Below are 22,768 nucleotides of genomic sequence, written 5' to 3'. Positions count from 1 at the left end.
GCCTCCCACGACGTCTCCAGCAGCAACCGCTGCTGCGGATCCATCGCCAACGCCTCACGCGGCGAGATCCCGAAGAACCCCGCATCGAACTCCGCGGCGTCGTAGAGGAAGCCACCGGTCCGGGAATACGACTTGCCCACTGCGTCGGGGTCCGGATCGAACAGCGCCTCCAGGTCCCAGCCGCGGTCGGCCGGGAAGCCGGAGATCGCGTCCGTCTCCGAGACCACCAGCTGCCACAGATCCTCCGGCGAGCGCACGCCACCGGGGAAGCGGCAGCCGATGCCCACGATCGCAATCGGTTCGGCGTCCGTCGCGCCGTCCACGGCCACCCGCGAAGGCTCCGCCTCGCCCGCGGTGTCCTGCGGTACGCCGAGCAGCTCCGCCCGCACGAACCGGGCCAGGTCACCGGCCGTCGGATGATCGAACACCACCGTGCTGGGCAACCGCAGCCCCGTCACCGCGTTCAGCCGGTTCCGCAGCTCCACCGCCATCATCGAGTCGAAGCCCAGCTCACGGAGGGAGGCCTCGACCTGGACGTCGTCGGTGTCGGTCGCGCCGAGCACGATGCCGACGTGGGTGCGGACCAGGTCCAGCGCCGCGTCCCGGCTCGCGCTCTCGGTCAGCGCGGCCCACTGCTCGCGCAGCGGGAGTTCTCCCTCTTCCGTACCGGGGTCGTTCTCCTCCGCGACGGCGGTGGGCATGGCCGGTGCGGTGCGGGCGTCCGGCGCGTCCAGCCAGAAACGGCGGCGCTGGAAGGCGTAGGTGGGCAGGTCGACGCGCCTGGCGCCGGAGCCGGTGAAGGCTGCGGACCAGTCGACGGCGACGCCGTGCACCGATGCCTCGGCCAGTGCGGCGAGCATGCGGTCGAGGCCGCCCTCGCCGCGTCGCAGGGAGCCGACCACGCGTGCCTGGCCGTCGGCGTCCTCGACGGTCTCCTGGATGCCGGCGGCGAGGATGGGATGCGGGCTGACCTCGATGAACGCCTCGTGGCCTGCCTGCGCGAGCGCCCGTACGGCGGGCTCGAACCCGACCGTGCGCCGGGAGTTGCGGTACCAGTACTCGGCATCGAGTTCGGTGGTGTCGAGCCACCGGCCCTCGACGGTGGAGTAGAACGGCACCTCCGCGGTCGTGGGGGTCACGGCGCCCAGCCGGTCCAGCAGCGGCTCGCGGATCCGCTCGACATGGGCGGAGTGGCCGGCGCAGTCGATGGGCAGCAGGCGGACGCGGATGTCCTGGCTCTCGCACCGGGCGATCAGCTCGTGAAGGGCCGGCACGTCACCGGAGACGGTGACCGCGCGCGGGCCGTTGACGGCCGCGATGGACAGCCGGTCCGCCCACGGTGCGAGCAGCTGCTCCACCTCGGCGGCCGGCAGGGCGACCGAGGCCATGCCGCCGGTCCCGGCGAGCAGGGCGAACGCCTGGCTGCGCAGGGCGACCACGCGCGCCGCCTCCTCCAGAGTGAGCGCGCCGGCGACGTGTGCCGCGGCGATCTCGCCCTGCGAGTGGCCCACCACGGCGCCCGGTTCGACGCCGTACGAGCGCCACAGTGCGGCGAGCGAGACCATCACCGCGAACAGCACCGGGTGGACCACGTCGAGCCGGTCGAGGGACAGCTCCGGGTCGGTCTCGCTGCCGCCGCGCAGCACGTGCGTGAGCGACCAGGGCACATGCGGGGCGAGTGCCTGCTCGCAGCGCTGGATGTGCTCGGCGAAGACCGGTGAGGTGTCCATGAGGTCGACGGCCATGCCGACCCACTGCGAGCCCTGGCCGGGGAAGACGAAGACCGGGCGGTCCGCGGTGCGGGAGGCGGTGCCCTCGATCAGCCCGGCGGCGGGACGGCCGGCCGCCAGGGCCTCGAGGCGGGTGCTGAAGTCCTCGGTGGTGTGGCCCAGGATCACGGCCCGGTGCGGGAAGGCGGTACGGGTGGTGGCCAGCGAGTGGCCGAGGTCGGCGGGGGACGCCTCGTCGGCCGGGCGGGCAAGCAGCGCCGCGGCCTGGCCGCGCAGCGCGCCCTCCGTCCTGGCCGAGATCGCCCACGGCACGGGGCCGGACAGGGCGGGGTCCGGACGGTCCGCGTCGGCATCGGCGTCAGGGGCGGCGTCGGTGCGCCAGTCCTCCAGTACGACGTGGCAGTTGGTGCCGCCGACTCCGAAGGAGCTGACGCCGGCGATCAGCGGGCGGTCGGCCTCCGGCCAGGGCCCGTTCTCCGTGCGTACCCGCAGCCGCAGCTCCGCCAGCGGGATCGCCGGGTTGGGGGTGCGGAAGTGCAGGCTCGGGGGGAGTTCCCGGTGCTTGAGCGCGAGCGCAGTCTTGATGAGGCCCGCGATGCCGGCGGCGCCCTCCAGGTGGCCGATGTTGGTCTTGACCGATCCGACCAGCAGGGGGTTGCCGTCGGGGCGTGCCGTGCCGAGCACCTCGCCGAGCGCGGCGGCCTCGATCGGGTCGCCGACCCGGGTGCCGGTGCCGTGCAGTTCGACGTACTGGACGTCCGCGGGGCGCACGCCCGCGTTCTCGTAGGCGCGGCGCAGGAGCTGCGCCTGGGCCTCCCGGCTGGGGGTGGTGAGGCTGTCGCCCCCGCCGTCGTTGTTGATAGCGCTGCCGCGGACGACGCAGTGGATGCGGTCGCCGTCGGCCACCGCGTCGGACAGTCGCTTGAGCACGACGAGGCCGCCGCCCTCGCCGCGCACGATGCCGTTGGCCCGGCCGTCGAAGGTGAAGCACCGGCCGTCCGGGGACAGGGCGCCGAACTCCGCGAGGCTGAGCGCGCTTTCGGGGACGAGGTCGAGGTTGACGCCACCGGCGAGGGCAACGTCGGACTCGCCGCTGCGCAGGCTCTCGCAGGCCAGGTGGACGGCGGTGAGCGAGGACGACTGCCCGCTGTCCACGGTCAGGCTGGGGCCGCGCAGGCCCAGCACGTACGACAGGCGGTTGGCGATGATGCCGCGCTGCAGGCCGGTCATGGTGTGCTGGGTGATGCCCGCGACGCCCCGGCGGTGGGCCAGCGTCGCGTAGTCGTCCCAGATCGCTCCGACGTAGATGCCCGCGGCGGTGCCACGCAGTGTGTCCGGCAGGATGCCGGCGTCCTCCAGCGCCTCCCAGCCGAGTTCCAGGGCGAGCCGCTGCTGCGGGTCCATCGCGACGGCCTCCCGCGGCGAGATGCCGAAGAAGGCCGGGTCGAACCGGTCGGCCTCGTCCAGGAAGCCGCCCCACCTCGCTCCCGCCCGGCCGGGTCCGTCCGAATCCTGGCCGGTGTACTCCCGCGCGTTCCAGCGGTCCGCGGGGACCTCCCTGATCGCGTCGACGCCGTCGCGCAGGAGCTGGGCGAACGCGCCGGGGCCTGAGGCGAGGGGCAGTCGGCAGGCCATGCCGACGACGGCGACGGCCTCGGTGGGAGATGTGGACGTGAGCCGGGCACGGGCCTGGGACGAGTCACGCATAGTGCTGCAAACCTTCCGAGCAGGGCAGGCGCAAGAGGAGAGAGGTGGGGAGGTCCCGGCTACGCGGGGTCGGCGAACGTGGCCTTGGTGAAGGCGGTCGCGTAGTCGGCGTGCACGATCGGCGCGCCCACCAGGTCGTAGGGCACGTCCAGGGCGTCGGCGAGGTCCAGGGCGTGCGGGGCGATGTCCTGGCAGAGCTGGTTGAGCCGGCCCGGCAGGGCGTTGACCTCTTCGGCGGTGAGCAGGCCCTCGGCGAGGTACCAGCCGCTGTGCGCGGAGATCTCGCCGAGCAGGTGCAGGGCGCACACGTCGCGGGCGATGCGGCGCGCGTCGGCGTCGGGCAGCGCGTCGGTCTTCTCGCGGACGAGGTCCACCAGCAGGCGCAGGGCGTGTGCCTCGGCCATCTGCTCGGCCAGCTCGAAGCGGTCGTTCCAGACCTCGAACTCGCCGAGTCCGCCGGCCCGGGCCGCGCCGAGGCCGGCCACCAGCCGTTCGTGCAGTCGCCGCTCCCGGGCGCCGGTCAGCGCCCGCCACAGGGCCGGGTCGCGCAGGTCGCGCTCCTGCGGGGCGGGGGGCTCGTCGGCGGGCGGCTGGTAGTCCAGGCCGAGGGCCATGGTCCAGGCCGCGTTGAGGTAGAGGACCTGGGTGCTCAGTCCGGCGGCGTTGAAGGCGTGGGCCAGGCCCTGGTAGTCCAGGAAGCGGTTCTGCGGGCTGAAGCCGAGGACGCCCGAGGCGGCGCGGGAGGCCGCGGTGACCCGCTCTGCGAGCTGGTCGGTCACCGCCTTCAGGGTGAACAGGGTGCGGATCTCGCCGGCGCTGCGCCCGACCGGTTCGGGCCCGGAGACCGACTTGGCCGCGATCGCGGCGACGTAGGCGGCGGACAGGGCGCCGAAGAGCGTGCGCTGCTGGTTGCGGTAGCGGATCACCGGCATGGGGTCGGCGAATCCGGCGAACGTGCCGTTGGTGTAGCGCTCGTGGGCGTGCCGGACGGCGACGGCGGCGCTGGCCCGGGTGACGGCGGCGAGTCCGACGGCGGCCACCTCCCAGACGTACCGGATCAGCCGGGACGCCTGCCGTGAGCGCATCGCGGGGTTGCTCAGGGTGTCGGTGAAGCTGCCGTCCGCCGCGATCGAGGCGGAGTCCCGGAGCCAGTAGCGGAAGGGGACGCGTACGCCCTGGAAGGAGACGGTCGCCCAGTCGAGGGGGAGGATCGCCGCCGAGTCCTGCGGTTCGATCACCACACCCGGGCAGGGGCCCGCGGCGTCCCTGAGCGGTACGACGAAACAGAACAGTCCACGGTCCTCCCCGGCGACGACGAGTTGGGCGGTGACGATGCCGATCCGGGGTACGCCCGGACATCCCACGCTCGGCGGGTACTTGACGGCTTCCGGCCCGGGCGTGGTCAGGACGAACTCGCGGGTGTCCGGGTCGAAGACGGCTTCGGTGCGAACGGCGGCGTTGCTGTTGCCGTGGCCCAGTTCGGTCATCAGCAGGGCACCCACCACGTCGGTGGAGGCCAGCTGCGCCAGGACGTCGTCGAGGTCGTCCCGGCCCGCGCCGAACTCCAGGATCGAGCCGACCGTGGTGCAGTGGTGCAGGAAGAAGGCGTAGAAGAGGGACGGATCGGCAAGGGCGACCCATTCCAGCAGCGGGAAGAGCAGGTCTCGCTGGTGCAGCAGGGGTGTGCCGGTCTCGATCCGGTCGTTGATGTGCCGCAGCCGCTGGTAGGTGAGCGCGTAGCGGTCCTGGTCCGCCAGGCCGGACGGTCTGGCGAAGAGGTCCGGCGAGAAGATCTCTTCCAGCTGCGGCACCGCCTGCCCGTAGGAGTCGCCGTGCACCAGCGAGGACAAGGCATCGCGCAGTGAGTTGCCTGATTCCATCGTGTTGATTCCCCGTTGCGTCTTCGTCGTCGGTGTGTGAGGGGGCCGTGAGCGCACGCGAAGCCGTGAGCGCATGTGAGGCCGTGAGCGCACATGAAGCTGTGAGCGCACATGAGGCCGCGAGCGCACGTGAAAGTGCCGCCGCGCGTACGGCAGAGCGCGGTCAGGGCCGTGGCGACCGCGTGCACGCACGCGGGCATCACAGCGGGCTGCCCCGCAGGCAGGTGTGATCGAGCGGTGGATGGGTGGTGGGCAGGCAGGACGGGATGAACGGCCCCGTCCGGCGAGCCGGATCAGTCATGCGCGTGCAGGGGCTTGCCCATGAGCGCCAGATGGACTTCCCCCGGAATCTCGGTCCGGGTGGGATGCGCACGGATCAGGGGAGCCGCCTCGTACGGCAGCGCGTCCCCGTTGACGATCAGGTGCGTTCGGCCGGTCAGCTCGCCGGCGCGATCGATCTCCCTCGGAGCATCGAGGGTCTCGCTACGTCACCTGGATGCCTTCGGCGAAGCCGATGTGTGCCCGTTGTGTCCGCGAAGTGGAGAGCGGTGGCGTACCCACCTGACCCTGACCCACTTTTCAAGATCACCAACTCGTAGATGTTCTCCGTGCCGTGGAGCACGTTCCCCCGTCCCCCTTAACTAGCCGACTCGCCGCCACCCGCAACCTTCTTTCGGTCACAAGGCGGAGGCTTTCCGTCACAGCTGATCAATGTCTATCACGCTGCCGGACTGGTTGCCTCCTGAACGAGCGTGGCCAACATCACTTCGGGGCGATCAACCGGCAGTTGACGGCCCCAGCACGGTAACTACGCGGCTTCCGGTGCAGGTTCTACCGGGTTGCGTGGTGAGCCCCGATCGGACGAGGATCAACCCCTTGTGAGCCAACATTTCGATGTCCTTGTTCTGGGGGCGGGCCCCGGCGGCTACACCGCCGCGGTCCGCAGCGCGCAACTCGGCCTCTCCACCGCGGTGGTCGAGGAGCGATACTGGGGAGGTGTCTGCCTCAACGTGGGCTGCATCCCCTCCAAAGCCCTTCTGCGCAATGCCGAGATGGTGCAGTTCGTCACGAACGAAGCCAAGGCGTACGGAATCAGCGTGGGCGGTGAGGTCTCCGCGGACTACGGGGCCGCCCACCAACGCAGCCGCAAGGTAGCCGACGGCCGGGTCAAGGGCGTTCACTACCTGATGAAGAAGAACGCCATCACGCAGCTCGAGGGGCGGGGCGCCTTCACCGACGACCACAGCCTGGTGGTGACATACCCGGACGGCCGGACCGAAACAGTGACCTTCGGGCACTGCATCATCGCGGCCGGCGCGACTCCCCGGCTGCTCCCCGGCACCGCCCTGTCGGACCGCGTGGTCACTTACGAGAGCCAGATCCTCAGCGAAACGCTGCCGGGCAGCATCGTCATCGCCGGCGCCGGCGCGATCGGTGTGGAATTCGCCTATGTGCTGCGCAGCTACGGCGTGGACGTGACCATTGTCGAGTTCCTCGACCGCATGGTCCCGCTGGAGGACGAGGAGATCTCCAAGGAACTCGCGAAGCACTACCGCAAGCTCGGCATCGAGGTTCTCACGGGCACCGCCGTCGAGACCATCGACGACTCGGGCCCGCGGGTTCGCGTGACCGTCAACAGGAACGGTGAGCGCCGGACCCTGGAGACGGACAAGGTGCTCCAGGCCATCGGCTTCGCTCCCAACGTCCAGGGCTACGGCCTGGAGAACACGGGAGTTCGTCTCACCGAGCGCGGCGCCATCGACGTCGACGGACGCTGCCGCACCAGTGCGCCGCACATCTTCGCGATCGGGGACGTCACCGCCAAGCTCATGCTGGCGCACGCCGCCGAGTCCATGGGCGTCGTGGCCGCCGAAACCATTGCCGACGCGGAAACCATGGAGTTGGACTACACCATGATTCCGCGGGCCACCTACTGCCAGCCGCAAGTGGCCAGCTTCGGCTGGACGGAGGCCCAGGCACGCGAGCGGGGATTCGACGTACGCGTGGTCAAGTTCCCCTTCACCGCCAACGGCAAGGCCCACGGCTTGGGGCACCCTGTCGGCTTCGTGAAGGTCATCAGCGACGGCACCCACGGTGAACTGCTCGGTGCGCACCTCATCGGGCCCGAGGTCACCGAACTGCTTCCGGAACTGACGCTGGCCCAGCAGTGGGACCTGACCGTCCACGAGGTCGCCCGCAACGTCCACGCGCATCCCACGCTCGGCGAGGCGGTCAAGGAGGCCATCCACGGCCTGGCCGGACACATGATCAACATGTAGCCGGCGGACACGTCGGGCTGATTACCGCGATGCGTCGCGGTAATCAGTTCCGCGCAGTCAGCAGCCGGCTGAGCCGGTCGGGGACAGGTCCAGGACCCGCTCCACGACCGAGTCCGCCTCGCCGCGCCCGCGGCGCCGACGACCCGGTCCACGAGCCCGTTCCCCAGGACGTACCAGAGGGCGACCCCCATCAGCGAGGTCGTCGTCTCGAGACCGCCGAACAAGGGCCCCGGACCGCTGCGGGGTATGCGGCGGGCCGTGGCCCGGGCCGCCGCATCCAGCTCCGCGTAGGTCAGCTCGGTGCGGCCGACGACGAGGGCGGGCGGGTAGATCGGCGGCAGTTGGCGGGCAGCTGCCGCGACCCGGCTATGCGTCCGAGACGCGTACGAGGGCCAGCGTGATGTTGTCCGGACCGCCTGCCGCGATCGCGGCCTTCCACAGCTCGAAGGCCGCCCGGTTGTCGTCGTGCTCCCGCAGCACCTCGTCCAGGACCTCCGGCGGCACCGGATCGGTCAGGCCGTCGGTGCAGACGAGGTACCGGCCGGGTGACAGCGGCACGGCTGTCACATGGGCGCGGACGGGCCGGTAGGCGGGGCTGCCGCCCAGGCACTGGGTGACAAGGGAGGTGGTGCGCTGCCCGGGTTCCAGCGGCGGGCTGTCGTCCACGCTCAACTGGCGCAATCCGTCCGGGGCGGCGGCGAAGACCCGGCTGTCCCCCACGTTGAACACCAGCACCGCATCGGGCTGTACGACGACGCCGGCGACCGTGGTCCCCATGGCGGCCAGCTCGCTTCCCGCGTCGCCGCCGGCGGCCTGGTACACGGCGCGGTTGCAGGCGTTCAGGGTGTCGCGTACGGCGTCCTCGCTGCTCAGGGCGAGCCCGTTGGAGGCGATCCGGCGGACGACCAGTGCGCTGGCCACGTCGCCGCCGGGATGGCCGCCGAGACCGTCGGCGACGGCGACGACCAGGGGCGTCCCGACCGGGAAGTACAGGGTCTGCGGGCTCTCGGTCACGGTGGCGCACAGGGTCCAGGGTCCGACCACGAGGCTGTCCTCGTTGCGTTCGCGGAGCAGCCCCGGATGGCTCAGCGCGGTCACCGCCACGTACGGCATGGAACGCCACCGCCTTCCCGTACCGGACACACTGCCGGACGCCGGGCTCCCACCCAGTCTAGTGGCCTCCTGCCTAGCCCAAAGGGAGCGCATATGACCGCTCTTCGCCGAACGCCTGGCCCGGGGGCGACGACCTGCACGGATCTCCGGGTTACATGACCCGTACACCGACGGACGCGTCCCGGGAACAGCACGGGATCCCCACCGATCGTGATGCGAGGAACGATGAGTCAAGCGCAGGGAACCCAGGAAGCGGCCGTGTACGACGTGGTCGTGCTGGGGGCCGGCCCGGTCGGCCAGAACGTCGCCGTCCGGGCCCGCGCCGCCGGCCTCTCCGTGGCCGTCGTGGAGCGGGAACTCGTCGGCGGCGAATGCTCGTACTGGGCCTGTGTGCCCAGCAAGGCGCTGTTGCGGCCGGTGATCGCGGTCGCCGACGCCCGCCGCGTGGACGGTGCCCGGCAGGCCGTCACCGGGCCGCTCGACACCGATGGTGTCTTCGCGCGCCGCAACCGCTACGTCACCGACTGGGACGACACGGGACAGGCGGAGGGCGTCAAGTCCATGGGCGCCGACCTCTTCCGCGGCCACGGCCGCCTCGACGGGCCCCGCCGCGTCACCGTCACCCGCGACGACGGCACGCTCCGGACCCTCACCGCCCGGCACGCCGTGGCCGTCGCCACCGGCAGCCTGCCGGTGCTGCCCGGCATCCCGGGCATCGAGGAGGTCCGGCCCTGGACCAACCGGCACGGCACCGACTCCAGCACCGTCCCCGCCCGCCTCGTGGTCGTAGGAGGCGGCGGAGTGGGCGTCGAGATGGCCACGCTGTGGCAGGGGCTCGGCTCCCGGGTCACCCTGCTCGCCCGCCGCCGGCTGCTGCCCCGCATGGAAGGCTTCGCCGGGGAACTGGTCGCCCAGGGCCTGACCGAGGCGGGCGCGGACGTCCGGATCGGCGTGCAGGTGACCGCCCTGCGCCGCCCGGACCCCGAAGGCCCCGTCACCCTCACCCTCGACGACGGCAGCGAGCTGGAGGCCGACGAGGTCCTGTTCGCCACCGGGCGCACCCCCGCGACCGGCGACATCGGCCTGGACACGGTCGGTCTCACCCCCGGCTCCTGGCTGGACGTGGACACGACCTGCCTGGTCCGGGCCACGGACGGGGACTGGCTGTACGCCCTCGGTGACGTCAACCATCGCGCCCTGCTCACCCACCAGGGCAAGTACCAGGGCCGCACCGCGGGCGACGCCATCGCCGCCCGCGCCGCCGGACGCCCGGTGGACGACGCGCCCTGGGGCGACCACGCCACCACCGCCGACCAGCACGCCGTGCCCCAGGTCTTCTTCACCGACCCGGAGGCGGCGGCCGTGGGCCTGAGTGCCGAGCAGGCGGCCGATGCCGGCCACCGGGTCCGTACGGTCGACCTCGACTTCAACGCCGCGCAGGGCGCCAACCTCCACGCCGACGGCTACCGGGGCCGCGCGCGTCTGGTCGTCGACGCGGACCGGGAGGTCCTGCTCGGAGTGACCTTCGTCGGCCCGGGCGTCAGCGAACTGCTGCACTCGGCGACCGTCGCCGTCGCGGGCGAGGTCCCGCTGAAACGGCTCAGGCACGCGGTCGCCTGCTTCCCGACCGTGAGCGAGATCTGGCTCTTCCTCCTCTCCGCCTACCAGCTCGACCGGGAGACGCAGCCCGGCGCGTGACCCTTCCGCGCGGAAACCCGCTGGAAGCGCGCCGCCCGCTGTGCCTAGGGTCGCGGGATGAGCAACCGGACTTTCCGTATCACCGTGCGCGGCGCCTTCGACGGACTCAGCGAGGATCAGCGGGCCGACCTCCTCGCCGACGCCGCCCAGCACGACGTACTGCACGCCGCCTACACATCCGCGGGGCATCTCAGCTACGACATCGCCGCCCGGCCCGCCTTCGTCTTCCGCTTCTCGGACACCGGGGAGCAAGAGGAGGACGTCCTGGAGGCGACCGAGCGGGCCGAGGAGGCCGCGCGGGCGTGGCTGACGGAGCGCGGCTACGGCTTCAAGAACCTCAGGTCCACCGCGGAGGACCTCTCCCAGGCGCCCTTGGGGAAGCGGCAGCGACGCGCTGCGCGTTCGAGCGGCGCATAAACTTGAGCAGTCAAGGAGATCGCAATGACATGGAGGACGGCATGAGCGATGAGTGACGCCCTGGACGCCTCGCTGCGGCTGGTGCGGGCACAGACGGCGCTCGTGCGGCGCTTCGACGCCCGGCTGGGCGGGCTGCACGGGGTGAGCCTGGCCGACTTCACGATGCTGCTGCGCCTCGGACAGGCACCGGGCGGCCGGATGCGCCGGGTCGACTTGGCCGAGGCGCTGGGGCTGACCGCCTCCGGGGTGACCCGCGGGCTGGCCCCCCTGGAGCGCATCGGACTGGTGACCCGCGAGCCGGACGCCCGTGACGCGCGCGTGGCCTACGCATCGCTCACCGGGACCGGCCGGCAGCGGCTGACGGAGATGCTGGCCACGGCCGAGGAGACCGCGGCCGAGATCTTCGCCGGCCACGGCTGGGGCAAGGAGGACATCGGCCTGCTCGCCGCCCTGCTGACCCGGCTGGGCGGCACGGGACTCCCGGGCTGACTTCTGCCGCCCCCTGGGCCGGGATCCGGTCCCTCCCGGGCGGCGACGGCCGGGATCCGGTCCTTCCTGGGTGGATACGGCCGGGATCAGGCCAGCGGTCGGCCTGAACTCACCGTGTGCCAGCTCACGTTGGGATGTGGGCGGGTTGTGAGGGACCCGTACGCGCAGCCATGGCATGCTCATGGCTCACCACCGAGTTACCAGCCGGTTCTACCCATGGGTAGCCGGCTGTCGGTGCTGCCTTCCCCGATACCCCCCACCCACCACAGGACCGACCTTGCGCAGACGCATGGGGCACCGCCGTGCCCTCCTGCCCGCCCTCACCGTGACCGCCCTCTTCCTCGCCGCCGGCTGTTCCTCGTCCGCGCCGCACGCCGAACCGCCGTCGGCGGCCCGCGGCCAGGAGGTCCGGGTCGCCGACGAACCCACCGGCGGCACGGACCACTCGCTCACCGTCGCCGCGGCCCCCGCCGCCACCGCGACCGCCACGGCCGGCCCGTCCGGGACGGGCCGGCGGGCGCACAAGACGAACCTCACCGTCAGCTCGTACGACAGCCGGACCCGGCGCGCCGTCATCTCCGGGGCACCGGCGGGCAAGGGGACTTCGCAGACCCCTGCGACCCCGTCCCCCACCTCCTCGACGGCACCGCACGAGGCCGCCGTGGGCGACGTCATCGCCAGCGCCCCGGCGCCCGGCGCCCCGCACGGTCTGCTCGCCAAGGTCACCAAGGTGCTCGACGCGACCGACCGGGGCACCGAGGTGCAGACCGAACCGGCGACGCTCAACGCGCTGTTGGGCGACGACACGGCGAAGGGCACCGTGCCGGTCGACCCGTCCTCCTTCGCCGTCGACAAGCTGCTTCCCGACGTCAAGGTCTCCTGGTCCAAGGCCGGTGACGTGCACGTCGGCCCCAAGGGCGCGACCGTGCCGCTCGGCAGCCTCCGGCTCGACGTCGGCGCGAAGGTGCCGACGTCGGAGGGTGCCCCGGTCTCGGCCGGCGCCTCGGTGTCCGGGTTCGTCCAGGTGGCCCCGCAGGTCGACTTCAACTACGGCGGCACCGGAACGGATGCGGCGCCCGGCTCGGCGTACCTGGGCGTCTCCGGCGCCTGGACCTCCGGGTGGGCCGTCAAGGGCCGGGCCGCCGCGGCCACCGGCACCCCGCTGCGGATCCCGTTCGCCAAACTGCACGCCGACCCCGTCCTGCAGGTCGGCCCGGTCCCCGTCGTCGTCAACCTCGACCTGACGTGTTACGTCCAGATCAGCGGCGACGGACACGTCACCGTCGACGTCGAGCAGAGCCTCAAGGGCGACTTCAAGGCCGGCGGCACCTTCGGACCGGGCAAGGGGTGGACGCCGGTCAGCTCGGCGGACATGACGAGTACGCCCGTACGGGCCTCCCTGACCACCGCCGGGACCGTGAAGACTGCCCTCGGCGCCGAGGCGTCCGTCGGCCTCTACGGCACCGTGGGCCTCACCGCCGACCTGGCGCCGTATCTGCGCGGCGAGGCCTCCGGGACGGTCACCGCCTCCTCCGACACCCCCGGGGCGAAGACCGAGGGTGTCTGGGGGGTGTACGGCGGTGTCGATCTGTCGGGCACCCTGCGGATCCAGCTGTCGATCTTCGGCACGCCGGTGATCCAGCGGAGCGTCCCGCTGGGGTCGCTGCACCGCGAGTGGAAGCTGGCGGGCGGCTCCCTGTCGTCGTAGGCCTCGGATGCCCCTGTCGTCATGGACGTCAGGGGCACCCTGTAGTCGTAGTCGTCAGGCTGCGGAGCCGGGTGTCCAGCCCTGGCGGCGCAGGACGGCCGTCACGTCCGGCGCCCGGTAGTGCTCGCCCTTGAGGACCTTGCCGTCGGCGCGGCGGGCGACCTGGCCGTCGGGGCCCAGCTTGCTCATGTTGGCGCGGTGGATCTCGGCGATCACCTCGTCGAGATCGATCCCGTGGACCAGGGCCGTGCCGTACGCCACGTACACCACGTCCGCCAGCTCGTGCGCGAGCCGGTCCAGCGGGCCCTCGACCGACACCTCGGCCACCTCCGCCGCCTCCTCCGCGAGCAGTTCCCCGCGGTGCGCCGCCAGTTCGGGTGCCACCTCCGCCGGGCTCGTGCGGGTGTCGAGACCGAAGGCGTGGTGGAATTCGCGGACGAGACGGGCAGGCGAAGAACTCATACGGCGACTCTAACGGCCGCCACTGACAGCCCCGCCGCGCTCCTCCGGGGCCCCTGAGTGACCTCGGCCCTGGTCAGCCCCGCGCAAAGCCTGGCAGGATCGCCCGCATGTCCAAGGTGTTCCCCCGTATCAGCAGGCGCCGGGCGCTCCAGGGCGCGACCGTCGGCGTCGCGGCCCTCGGGCTGCTCCTGTGGTGGCTGCTGCCGCTGGGCGAGACGCCGCCGACCGGGACGATCGTCTTCAGCACGGGCACACCGCGCGGGGTCTACCAGGAGTACGGCGAGCGGCTGCGCACCGAGTTGGGCAGGGACATGCCCGGCCTGAAGGTGAAGCTGCTGAACAGCGCCGGTTCGCAGGAGAACGTCCAGCGGGTGGCGACCGGTCAGGCCGACTTCACGATCGCGGCGGCCGACGCGGTGGAGACGTACGCGCTCCGGCACGGCAGCGGCGCGGACCGGCTGCGCGGGGTGGCCCGGCTCTACGACGACTACGTGCAGCTCATCGTGCCGCGCGACTCCAAGGTCGACAGCGTCGCGGACCTGAGGCACAAGCGGGTGGCGACCGGGCTGCCCAATTCCGGCGTGCGGCTGATCGCGAACCGCGTGCTGCGCGCCGCCGGCGTCGACCCGCAGAAGGACATCACGCCGGTGGCGGACGGCATAGACACCGGGCCGGCCCACCTGAAGCAGGGCAGCATCGACGCCTTCTTCTGGTCGGGCGGGCTGCCCACCAAGGGGCTGGTCGACCTGGCCGGGAAGTCCGACTTCAAGTTCGTACCGATCGGCGGCGACCTCGTCACCAAGCTGCACTCTGCCGGGGAGGCCGCGCGCTACTACCGGGCCACCAACATGCCCGAGTCGGCTTACCAGTCCGTGCAGCGCGGCAACGCGGTGGCGACGATCGCGGTGTCCAACCTGCTGATCACACGCAAGGACATGGACCCCCGGCTCACCGAGTGGATGACCCGCACGGTGATCAAGAGCCGCGACGACATCGGCGCCCACGTCCACTCCGCCCAGCTCGTCGACCTGCGCACCGCGATCTACACCGACCCCCTGCCCCTGCAGGAGGGTGCCCGGCGCTACTACCGCTCGGTCAAGCCGTAGGGAACGATTCCCCGCCGGACGAGCCCCGGGGGTCGTCCGCATGCCTCGGCACCGTCACCGTCACCCGCAGTCCCTGCGGCTCGTGGCTGGCGTAGGTGATCGCTCCGCCGCCCGCCGCGAGTAGGGCGCGGGTGATGGACAGGCCCAGCCCCGAGCCCTTGACGTTCTGGTGGCGGCCGCTGCGCCAGAAACGGTCGCCCACGCGCGCGAGCTCCTCCTCGGTGAGGCCGGGGCCGGTGTCGGTGACCACGATCGTCGAGGTGTCGCCGGTGGAGGAGACGGCGACCTCGACCGTGCCTGCCTCGGGGGCAAACTTCACGGCGTTGTCGATCACCGCGTCCAGGGCGCTGGACAGGGTGATCGGATCGGCCCAGGCAGTGGTGGGCGGGCAGTCACCGACGAGCCGGACGCCCTTGGCACGGGCGGCCGGTGACCAGGCGACCACCCGCTCCTCGGCCAGCGCGCCGACGTCGGTCAGCCTGAGGTCGGCCTCGGCGTGCTCGGCCAGCGCCAGGTCGAGCAGGTCGTCCAGGACCTGCGCGAGGCGCTTGCCCTCGGTGCGGACCGAGGCGATCTCCTCGTTGCCCTCCGGGAGTTCGAGGGCGAGCAGTTCGATGCGCAGCAGCAGCGCCGAGAGGGGGTTGCGCAGCTGGTGCGAGGCGTCGGCGACGAAGGCGCGCTGCTGCTCCAGGACGTCCTCGACGTTGTCCGCCATCTCGTTGAACGACTTGGCCAGCCGTCTGAGTTCCGGCGGACCGCCTGCGGCCGCGACCCGGGACTTGAGCCGCCCGGTGGCGATGTCGTGGGTGGTGGCGTCCAGGATCCGTACCGGTCTGAGCACCCAGCCGGTCAGCCGCAGCGCGGCGCCGACGGCGAGCAGCATCGCTGCGATCTCGCCCGCCCCGATGATCAGCCAGCCGCGCAGGATCTGCGAACGCATCTGCCCGGTGGGCGAGTCGGTGACCACGACCGCCACCACGTCCCCGTCCCGGATCACCGGCGAGGCGACGATCAGCCGGCTGCGTTGCCAGGGCCACACCTGCCGGGGGTCGTGGCTGCGACGGCTCAGCAGCGCCTCGCCGAACGCCTCCCGGACCTCCCCCTCAAGGGGGACGTACCAGTCGTCAGGGGCGTTGGCCATGGCCGAGCCGTTGCCGTAGAAGACACCCGCACGGATGCCGTAGACGCCGTAGTAGCTGTCCAGTTCGCGGCGGAGCGTCTCCTGACGCTCGTCCGGGGCGGCACGGCGGGGTCCACTGGACCCGTCGGTCACGAACTGCGCGAGGGCGGCGAAGCGTGCGGTGTCGTCGATCCGGTCGACGACGACCCGTTGCTGCTGGCCTGCGGCCACGCTGACGGCGAGCGGGACGCCGAGGGCGAGGAGTACGGCCGCCATCAGGACGATCAGCAGCGGCAGGAGCCGTGTGCGCACCCGACCCCGCTACGCAGCCGGGGCGACGAGCCGGTAGCCGACGCCGCGAACGGTCTCGATCAGCGAGGGCATGCGCAGCTTGGCGCGCAGGGAGGCGACGTGCACCTCCAGGGTGCGGCCCGTGCCCTCCCAGCTGGTGCGCCACACCTCGCTGATGATCTGCTCCCGCCGGAAGACGACTCCCGGCCGCTGGGCGAGCAGCGCGAGCAGATCGAACTCCTTGCGGGTCAGTTGGATGACCGAACCGGCCACGCTGACCTGCCGGGTGGGCAGCTCGATGTGCACGGAGCCCAGTCGCAGCGCGGTCTCGGCACCCGGTGCGGCGTCCTCGTGGGCGGTGCGCCGGCTGACGGCATGGATCCGCGCGAGCAGTTCCCCGGTGTCGTACGGCTTCACCACGTAGTCGTCGGCGCCCATGTTGAGCCCGTGGATGCGGGAGCGGACGTCGGAGCGCGCGGTGACCATGATCACCGGGGTGCTGGTGCGCTTGCGGATCTTGCCGCAGACCTCGTAGCCGTCCTGGTCGGGCAGGCCCAGGTCGAGCAGGACCACACCGAATCCGGCGCCCTCGGGGACGAGCGCCTGGAGGGCCTCCTCGCCGCTGCGCGCGTGGGTGACGTCGAAGCCGTGCCGCGCGAGGACCGCGGACAGCGCGGCAGCGACATGGTTGTCGTCCTCGACGAGCAGCAGTCTCATACCGGCCCCCTCCGGTTCAGCGTTCATACGGTCACGGTTTTCGTTCAGCTTGTAGATCACGGGCACGCGCGCGTGCACCATGGAAGTCACGCCGATGGAGAAGGACGGCGTCAAGAGGGTTCCGGTTGCCTGCCGCTTCCGTTATCCGCCCGATACGCGCGCAGGTCGTAAGTGCTACGACACGTGTCCGGTTGCTATCGGATCGTGATGCTCAGATTCCCCTCAGATGTGATGACGCTGGTCACCGGCCATCACTACTGTCCACCGAAACCGAGGAGGACGGAGCCCGAGAGCGATGACCGAAGTATCGGTGGCCAAGGAAGACGTGGCCGCATCCGGCGAACTGGTCGTCCTGAAGAGCGTCAACAAGCACTTCGGCGCGTTGCACGTACTCCAGGACATCGATCTGACGATCACCCGTGGTGAGGTCGTCGTGGTCATCGGACCCTCCGGGTCCGGAAAGTCGACCCTGTGCCGCACCATCAACCGCCTGGAGACGATCGACTCGGGCGCCATCACGATCGACGGGAAGCCGCTGCCCCACGAGGGCAGGGAGCTGGCCCGGCTGCGCGCCGACGTCGGGATGGTCTTCCAGTCCTTCAACCTCTTCGCGCACAAGACCGTGCTCGAGAACGTGATGCTGGGCCAGATCAAGGTCCGCAAGGCGGACAAGAAGCAGGCCGAGGAGAAGGCCCGTGCCCTGCTCGACCGGGTCGGTGTGGGCACCCAGGCCGACAAGTACCCGGCGCAGCTGTCCGGCGGCCAGCAGCAGCGCGTCGCCATCGCCCGGGCGCTGGCGATGGGCCCGAAGGTCATGCTCTTCGACGAGCCGACCTCGGCCCTCGACCCCGAGATGATCAACGAGGTCCTCGAGGTCATGCAGCAGCTCGCCCGCGAGGGCATGACGATGATCGTCGTCACCCACGAGATGGGCTTCGCACGATCGGCTGCAAACCGGGTGGTCTTCATGGCGGACGGCCGCATCGTCGAACAGGCTGCGCCCGACCAGTTCTTCAGCAATCCGCGCAGCGACCGGGCCCGGGAGTTCCTGTCGAAGATCTTGCATCACTGACACCGCACCGCGCCGCCGCAGGCGCCCATGCCACGTGAGTCCGGCCTGACAACGTGAACCTGCCGACACCAAGGAATCTCCATCATGAAGCTCCGCAAGTCTGCCTCTGCAGCAGTCCTCACCACTCTGGCCCTGGCCCTGGCAGCCTGTGGCGGTGAATCCGGCAACGCCGGTGACCAGCCCGCCGGCGAGAGCCCCGGGGCGAACGCGGCGAAGCTGCCGACCTACGCCGTTGCCGGCGACGTGAAGATCGACTCCCCCTCGCTCAAGAAGGCCCAGCAGGCCGGCAAGCTCGTCATCGGCGCCAAGAACGACCAGCCGTACCTCGGCTTCGAGGACACCACCGGCAAGCGGTCCGGCTTCGATATCGAGATCGCCAAGATGGTCGCCGCCGACCTCGGCTTCAAGCCCGACCAGATCGAGTTCAAGACCGTCGACTCCAACGTCCGTGAGACCACCATCTCGAAGGGCGAGGTCGACCTGTACGTTGGCACGTACACGATCAACGACGAGCGCAAGAAGCAGGTCGGTTTCGCGGGCCCGTACTTCCAGGCTGGCGCGGACCTGCTCGTACGCAAGGACGAGAAGGGCATCACCGGTCCCGACTCGCTCAAGGGCAAGACGGTCTGTTCCATCAAGGGCTCGACCCCGCTGCAGGAGATCAAGAAGCCCAAGTACGGTGCGAAGACCGTCGAGCTGTCGAAGTACTCCGAGTGCGTGCAGCAACTGCTGAACAACGAAGTCGACGCCGTCACGACCGATGACGCCATCCTCAAGGGCTATGCCGCGCAGCGCCCCACCAAGCTCAAGGTGATCGGGAAGCCGTTCACCAAGGAGCCGTACGGCGTGGGCATGAACAAGGACGACAAGGCTCTGCGTGACGCCGTCAACGACGCGCTGGAGAAGCACGAGAAGAACGGCGACTACAAGAAGGCGTACGAGGCGACACTCGGTCTGTCCGGCTCCCCGTACTCGGAGCCGCCGGCCGTCAACCGCTACTGACGGTGCTGCTGAGACGTCGCCCTCGCGGCGTCGAGTGAGCCGGCCTCCGCCGACCCGGTGCGCTGCGGGCGGCGGAGGCCGGCCGGCCCGTCCCGGCGACGTCGTCCCTGACGTGGTCTTCCCTACCCGTACACCGCCACGAGGACCTCCCCGTGAACGTATTGCTCGACCATCTCGCGGACTTCCGCGAGGGGTTCATAGGCACCGTACTGCTGACCCTGGCCAGCGGACTCCTCGCGATGGTGCTGGGTGTCATCATCGCCGGGTTCCGCGTCTCCCCCGTGCCACCGCTGCGGATGTTCGGCACCGCATGGGTCACCCTCTTCCGGAACACGCCCCTGACGCTGCTCTTCCTCGTCGCGTGGTTCGTCGTCCCAGTCATCTTCGTCCCAGGTCTGAGCCCCTGGATGAAGGCCCTGCTGGCCCTGAGTTTCTACACCTCGGCCTTCGTCTGCGAGGCCGTTCGGTCGGGCATCAACACGGTGCCACTGGGCCAGGCGGAGGCGGCCCGCTCCATCGGTATGACTTTCTCGCAGACACTGCGCCTGATCATCCTGCCGCAGGCCACGCGGACCGTGATCGCACCGCTCAGCTCGATCTTCATCGCCCTGACCAAGAACTCGGCGATCGCGGGCGCGTTCAGCGTGACCGAGCTGTTCGGCGTGCAGAAGATGTTGAGCGACCAGGGCTTCGCCATCGCCTGGATCTTCCTGTGGGTGGCTCTGGGCTACCTCGTCATCACCTTCTCGATCAGCGGTCTGTTCCGGCTGCTGGAGCGGCGCCTGGGGGTTGCACGATGACTTCGAGCGTTCTGTACGACGCACCGGGCCCCAAGGCCCGCCTGCGCAACCGCCTCTACACGGTGCTCGGCTCGCTGGCGCTGGCCGCCCTGATTGCTTTCGTCGTGTACCGGCTCGACGCCAAGGGGCAACTGGACCCGCAGGTCTGGAACATCTTCAACAACGCGGGCGTGCGCACCAACATCCGCGACGGCGTGCTGACTACCTTGAAGGTGTTCGCCGTGGCCGGCGCGCTGTCCCTGGTACTCGGGCTGCTCCTGGCCGTGGCACGCCTGTCCGAGCACCGGCCGGTCCGCTGGTTCGCGACCGCCTTCATCGAGCTGTTCCGTGCCATCCCGCTGTTGATCACCATCTACGCCCTGTGGGTGCTGTTCCTCAGCTACAAGAACGACCTCGGCGCCATCGGGGACAACACCGCGTTCTGGGGTCTGGTCATCGGGCTGGCTGTCTACAACGGCTGTGTGCAGGCCGAGGTGTTCCGCGCGGGCATCAATGCCGTACCCCGGGGACAGGTGGAGGCGGCGTACGCGCTCGGCCTGCGCAAGTACCAGGTGATGACGATGCTGTTGCTGCCACAGGCGGTGCGCTCGATGCTGCCGACGATGATCAGCCAGCTGGTGGTCACGCTGAAGGACACCTCGCTCGGATACGTCATCACGTACACAGAGCTGCTGTTCGCCACTCGGACGATGGCCTCCAACATCATCGTCAATGGGGAGAACCCGTTCACGGCAGTCACCATCGTCGCCGGCGCGATCTACATCGTGATGTGTCTCGCGCTCTCCTCGCTCGCGACCTGGATCGAACGGCGGGGGCGTCGGGCCAAGACCGGAGTCGCCGTGGCCGCGGCGGCCGAGCCAGCCGAGCAGCCGGGAGTGCTCGATGTCGACAACGGCTTCCCGGGGCCGACCGACGGGGGTGCGGACCGCACGGTGAAGTAGTCACGGAGCACACGTGCGGGCGGCACCCCGGAGTGCCGCCCGCACGTGTTCCATGCCCCAGTCGCCGTTCAGTGGACGGGTTTGATGACAGTGCTTGCCGTCATGTCCGTGGGGTCCTGGTGGATGGTCAGCGTGACGTTGGCGTTCATGTTGCCCAGCGGCGTGAGCAGGATGGACTTGCGGCAGCCCTTGGCTGACGATTCGACGGTGTCGTACGTCGACCCCCACCTCACGGCCGCGCGGGCGCGCCAATTCGCACACCCGGTGAACGTGATGCGGATCGAGTGCTTGCGCAGGTTGGGCAGCGAGGTACTGCGGTACTGCTTGTCGACCCAGTTGTACGACGCAGGGAATCCGCCGACGTGGATGGTGCCGGAGCGCTTGCCCAGGTAGATCTCGGAGGGGCCATCCGCCAACGCCGAAGGCGCCGCCAGGGCGGAGGCCAGGACCGTCGTACCGAGAAGCACGGCCGCACGACGCTTCATCCTGGTCCCTTCGTTACCGTGCATGGATATTCTCCCTTTCAGAATCCTCATGCATGCCAAATGCATACTTGAGGAAGATTTGAACTTTGCGCTTGAAATCGCGTTACGCGGGATAGTCGCCCCAGTTCCAGCGCCAAGTGTCCCTGAACGGCACCCGACCTACATTCCGGTAGATGATGGTCCCCTCGGCCCAGAAGGACTTACACGTACTCTTCGGCGGCAACGCCTTTGTCTGGGTTTCCGCAGGAGCCTTCTTGTTCGCAACACTGTCGCGGTAGACAAGCTTGGGGCCGGACCGGGTCTTGCAGTAGATCTGTCCGCCGAGGTTAGCGACTCCCCTCCCCCTGGGGCAGCCCCTGTCCGTCTGGAACCAAACCTTGAGGTAGGTGCCGAACTGGTCGGAGTCGTACCACGCCTTCAGGATCGGATTGCCGCAATGGATCGCGGCACTAGAAGCGGCAACGGGAGCCGCTTCCGCCGGCGCTGTGGCCGCTCCCATGGTCAGCAGGCAGGCGGCCGCAGCCGCTCCCCATACCCCACCGCGGCGTGCCCTGTTAGCCATCAGATTGCATTCCTCTCGTCCAGGGCTTGCGAAGTGCTCACCATCATGCGTTTCCTGGAAACGAGAAAAAGACCCCCACAGCGGGGGGTATCGAACGACTCCCCCAGAAATAGGGATTGACTTTTCCGCTCCCCATTACCCACACACGCCGCGGAAGAGTCGGAAGTGATTCGCGACACACACATTCACCCTGCGTGTGGATACCCAGGAATGCGCTTGACATGCACGCACAAGAGTCAGAGGATCATACGAGTGTCACTCGTCGTGACCAGACGAGTGCGATGTCACGAGTGTCGTAGCGCACGCACACAACCACACGGGGACCGAATGCTACGGGTGGGAATCATCGATGACAGTTCGCTCTCCCGCGCAGGACTGCGCGGGATGCTCCAAGCCTTGGCTCCGGATACGCACCGAATGCTGCGAACTAGCGTCGTCGCCGAAGGGAAGCGCGTCCAGGCGACCACGCTGGTGAAGACGACCCGCCCGGACCTCCTGATCAGCGGCGACACGTTCGGCAAGGACTCCCTCCCGCTGGTGGAGACCATTGCCCGTCTCCCGGAAGCGCCTGCCGTCCTGGTGATCGCGGAACGCATCACGGAACGGGGCGCTCGTGCCCTCCTTGCCCGGGGCGCTGCTGGCGTCCTGCTCTCCCGCTCCGCGCCCCAGCATCTGGCCTGGGCCATCACCGCCGTCACCGTGGGCAGCCGCGCCCTATCGCCTGAAATCGCCGACGCGATCCTCCACAGCCCCCCCGCCCCGGTCCTCTCCTGCCAAAGCGCGCACGACCGCGTCGCCAGCTTGAGTACGCGGGAGCGCGAAGTTCTGGCCCTTCTCAGTAACGGTTTACCCAACCGCGCCATCGCCGAGGCCCTTCACATCAGTCCGGAGACAGTCAAGGACCATGTCCGCGCCCTGTGCGTCAAGCTTCACGCTGACAATCGGATCCACGCCGCTCGTATCGCCTGGCAGGCCGGCGTCGTCGCTCTTCCTGTCTGACGCCCGCCGCTCAGGTCTGTCCGGGTCTCATCGTTAGGGAGGGCGTGCAAGGGGCTCGTCGCCAGCCGTGACTTGCTCGGCTGTAGGCGGGCCGTCATAACTGAACAATGCGCAGCGATGGTGCGCTCGTCGTCACTTGACGCAAGCACGCGCAATAGGTTGCATACGTTCTGTGATCGTGCACTCCGCT

18 protein-coding genes are annotated in these 22,768 nt (G+C 70.1%); 11 read left to right on the top strand and 7 right to left on the bottom strand.

Annotated features, from left to right (window positions below; translation table 11 throughout):
* Nucleotides 1-3,437, bottom strand: a 3,437-nt coding sequence (locus ABZ471_RS31380; protein WP_359071112.1) for a beta-ketoacyl synthase N-terminal-like domain-containing protein, incomplete at its 3' end; no start/stop codon positions are given.
* A gap of 59 nt (nucleotides 3,438-3,496) precedes the next feature.
* The gene (locus tag ABZ471_RS31375; protein WP_359071110.1) at nucleotides 3,497-5,317 is read right to left on the bottom strand and encodes an acyl-CoA dehydrogenase; all 1,821 of its coding nucleotides are present in this window, start codon (nucleotides 5,315-5,317) and stop codon (nucleotides 3,497-3,499) included.
* 878 nt (nucleotides 5,318-6,195) lie between these two features.
* Here ABZ471_RS31375 and lpdA point away from each other — a divergent pair.
* A complete protein-coding gene (lpdA, locus tag ABZ471_RS31370) occupies nucleotides 6,196-7,596 on the top strand; it encodes a dihydrolipoyl dehydrogenase (RefSeq protein WP_359071108.1) in 1,401 nt (466 codons plus the stop codon).
* A 366-nt stretch (nucleotides 7,597-7,962) separates the two neighbouring features.
* On the opposite strand, the gene ABZ471_RS31365 is transcribed toward lpdA, so the two are convergent.
* Nucleotides 7,963-8,709 (bottom strand): protein phosphatase 2C domain-containing protein, encoded by a 747-nt coding sequence (locus ABZ471_RS31365; RefSeq protein WP_359071107.1) that lies wholly within the window; start codon nucleotides 8,707-8,709, stop codon nucleotides 7,963-7,965.
* 225 nt (nucleotides 8,710-8,934) lie between these two features.
* Between ABZ471_RS31365 and ABZ471_RS31360 the strand changes: the two genes are divergently transcribed.
* From ABZ471_RS31360 to ABZ471_RS31345, 4 genes are all read left to right on the top strand, one after another.
* On the top strand, nucleotides 8,935-10,407 hold the full coding sequence (locus ABZ471_RS31360) for an NAD(P)/FAD-dependent oxidoreductase (RefSeq protein ID WP_359071105.1): 1,473 nt from the start codon (nucleotides 8,935-8,937) through the stop codon (nucleotides 10,405-10,407).
* Nucleotides 10,408-10,464: 57 nt separating this feature from the next.
* A complete protein-coding gene (locus ABZ471_RS31355; protein WP_359071104.1) occupies nucleotides 10,465-10,824 on the top strand; it encodes a DUF6204 family protein in 360 nt (119 codons plus the stop codon).
* 48 nt (nucleotides 10,825-10,872) lie between these two features.
* On the top strand, nucleotides 10,873-11,313 hold the full coding sequence (locus ABZ471_RS31350; protein WP_359071102.1) for a MarR family transcriptional regulator: 441 nt from the start codon (nucleotides 10,873-10,875) through the stop codon (nucleotides 11,311-11,313).
* Nucleotides 11,314-11,602: 289 nt separating this feature from the next.
* Nucleotides 11,603-13,021, top strand: coding sequence for a hypothetical protein (locus ABZ471_RS31345; protein ID WP_359071117.1), 1,419 nt, complete (start codon nucleotides 11,603-11,605; stop codon nucleotides 13,019-13,021).
* Between the two features lie 54 nt (nucleotides 13,022-13,075).
* Here the strand turns inward: ABZ471_RS31345 and ABZ471_RS31340 are convergent, their stop codons facing one another.
* Nucleotides 13,076-13,483, bottom strand: a complete 408-nt coding sequence (locus ABZ471_RS31340; protein WP_359071100.1) for a MazG nucleotide pyrophosphohydrolase domain-containing protein — start codon at nucleotides 13,481-13,483, stop codon at nucleotides 13,076-13,078.
* Between the two features lie 107 nt (nucleotides 13,484-13,590).
* Here ABZ471_RS31340 and ABZ471_RS31335 point away from each other — a divergent pair, with 107 nt between their 5' ends.
* Nucleotides 13,591-14,589 (top strand): TAXI family TRAP transporter solute-binding subunit, encoded by a 999-nt coding sequence (locus tag ABZ471_RS31335; RefSeq protein WP_359071098.1) that lies wholly within the window; start codon nucleotides 13,591-13,593, stop codon nucleotides 14,587-14,589.
* Here the strand turns inward: ABZ471_RS31335 and ABZ471_RS31330 are convergent.
* The gene (locus ABZ471_RS31330; RefSeq protein WP_359071097.1) at nucleotides 14,579-16,021 is read right to left on the bottom strand and encodes a HAMP domain-containing sensor histidine kinase; all 1,443 of its coding nucleotides are present in this window, start codon (nucleotides 16,019-16,021) and stop codon (nucleotides 14,579-14,581) included. The two genes, ABZ471_RS31335 and ABZ471_RS31330, sit on opposite strands and share 11 nt — an antisense overlap.
* Before the next feature lie 9 nt (nucleotides 16,022-16,030).
* Complete coding sequence (locus ABZ471_RS31325) at nucleotides 16,031-16,717, bottom strand: response regulator transcription factor (RefSeq protein WP_359071115.1); 687 nt, start codon at nucleotides 16,715-16,717, stop codon at nucleotides 16,031-16,033.
* Nucleotides 16,718-17,012: 295 nt separating this feature from the next.
* Between ABZ471_RS31325 and ABZ471_RS31320 the strand changes: the two genes are divergently transcribed.
* From ABZ471_RS31320 to ABZ471_RS31305, 4 genes are all read left to right on the top strand, one after another.
* Complete coding sequence (locus ABZ471_RS31320) at nucleotides 17,013-17,789, top strand: amino acid ABC transporter ATP-binding protein (protein WP_359071095.1); 777 nt, start codon at nucleotides 17,013-17,015, stop codon at nucleotides 17,787-17,789.
* Nucleotides 17,790-17,873: 84 nt separating this feature from the next.
* On the top strand, nucleotides 17,874-18,791 hold the full coding sequence (locus tag ABZ471_RS31315) for a glutamate ABC transporter substrate-binding protein (protein ID WP_359071093.1): 918 nt from the start codon (nucleotides 17,874-17,876) through the stop codon (nucleotides 18,789-18,791).
* 152 nt (nucleotides 18,792-18,943) lie between these two features.
* The gene (locus ABZ471_RS31310; protein ID WP_359071092.1) at nucleotides 18,944-19,591 is read left to right on the top strand and encodes an amino acid ABC transporter permease; all 648 of its coding nucleotides are present in this window, start codon (nucleotides 18,944-18,946) and stop codon (nucleotides 19,589-19,591) included.
* Complete coding sequence (locus tag ABZ471_RS31305) at nucleotides 19,588-20,532, top strand: amino acid ABC transporter permease (protein WP_359071090.1); 945 nt, start codon at nucleotides 19,588-19,590, stop codon at nucleotides 20,530-20,532. The genes ABZ471_RS31310 and ABZ471_RS31305 overlap by 4 nt, the downstream gene beginning before the upstream one ends.
* A gap of 68 nt (nucleotides 20,533-20,600) precedes the next feature.
* On the opposite strand, the gene ABZ471_RS31300 is transcribed toward ABZ471_RS31305, so the two are convergent.
* Complete coding sequence (locus tag ABZ471_RS31300; protein WP_359071089.1) at nucleotides 20,601-21,017, bottom strand: hypothetical protein; 417 nt, start codon at nucleotides 21,015-21,017, stop codon at nucleotides 20,601-20,603.
* Nucleotides 21,018-21,915: 898 nt separating this feature from the next.
* On the opposite strand from ABZ471_RS31300, the gene ABZ471_RS31295 reads away from it, so the two are divergent.
* Nucleotides 21,916-22,578, top strand: coding sequence for a response regulator transcription factor (locus ABZ471_RS31295; RefSeq protein ID WP_359071088.1), 663 nt, complete (start codon nucleotides 21,916-21,918; stop codon nucleotides 22,576-22,578).
* Nucleotides 22,579-22,768 lie beyond the last annotated feature (190 nt).

Source organism: Streptomyces sp. NPDC005728 (genome assembly GCF_040630895.1).
Taxonomy (GTDB): domain Bacteria; phylum Actinomycetota; class Actinomycetes; order Streptomycetales; family Streptomycetaceae; genus Streptomyces.
The sequence above is the reverse complement of the archived record's forward strand: the minus strand, read 5'-3'. Positions and strand labels throughout refer to the sequence as shown.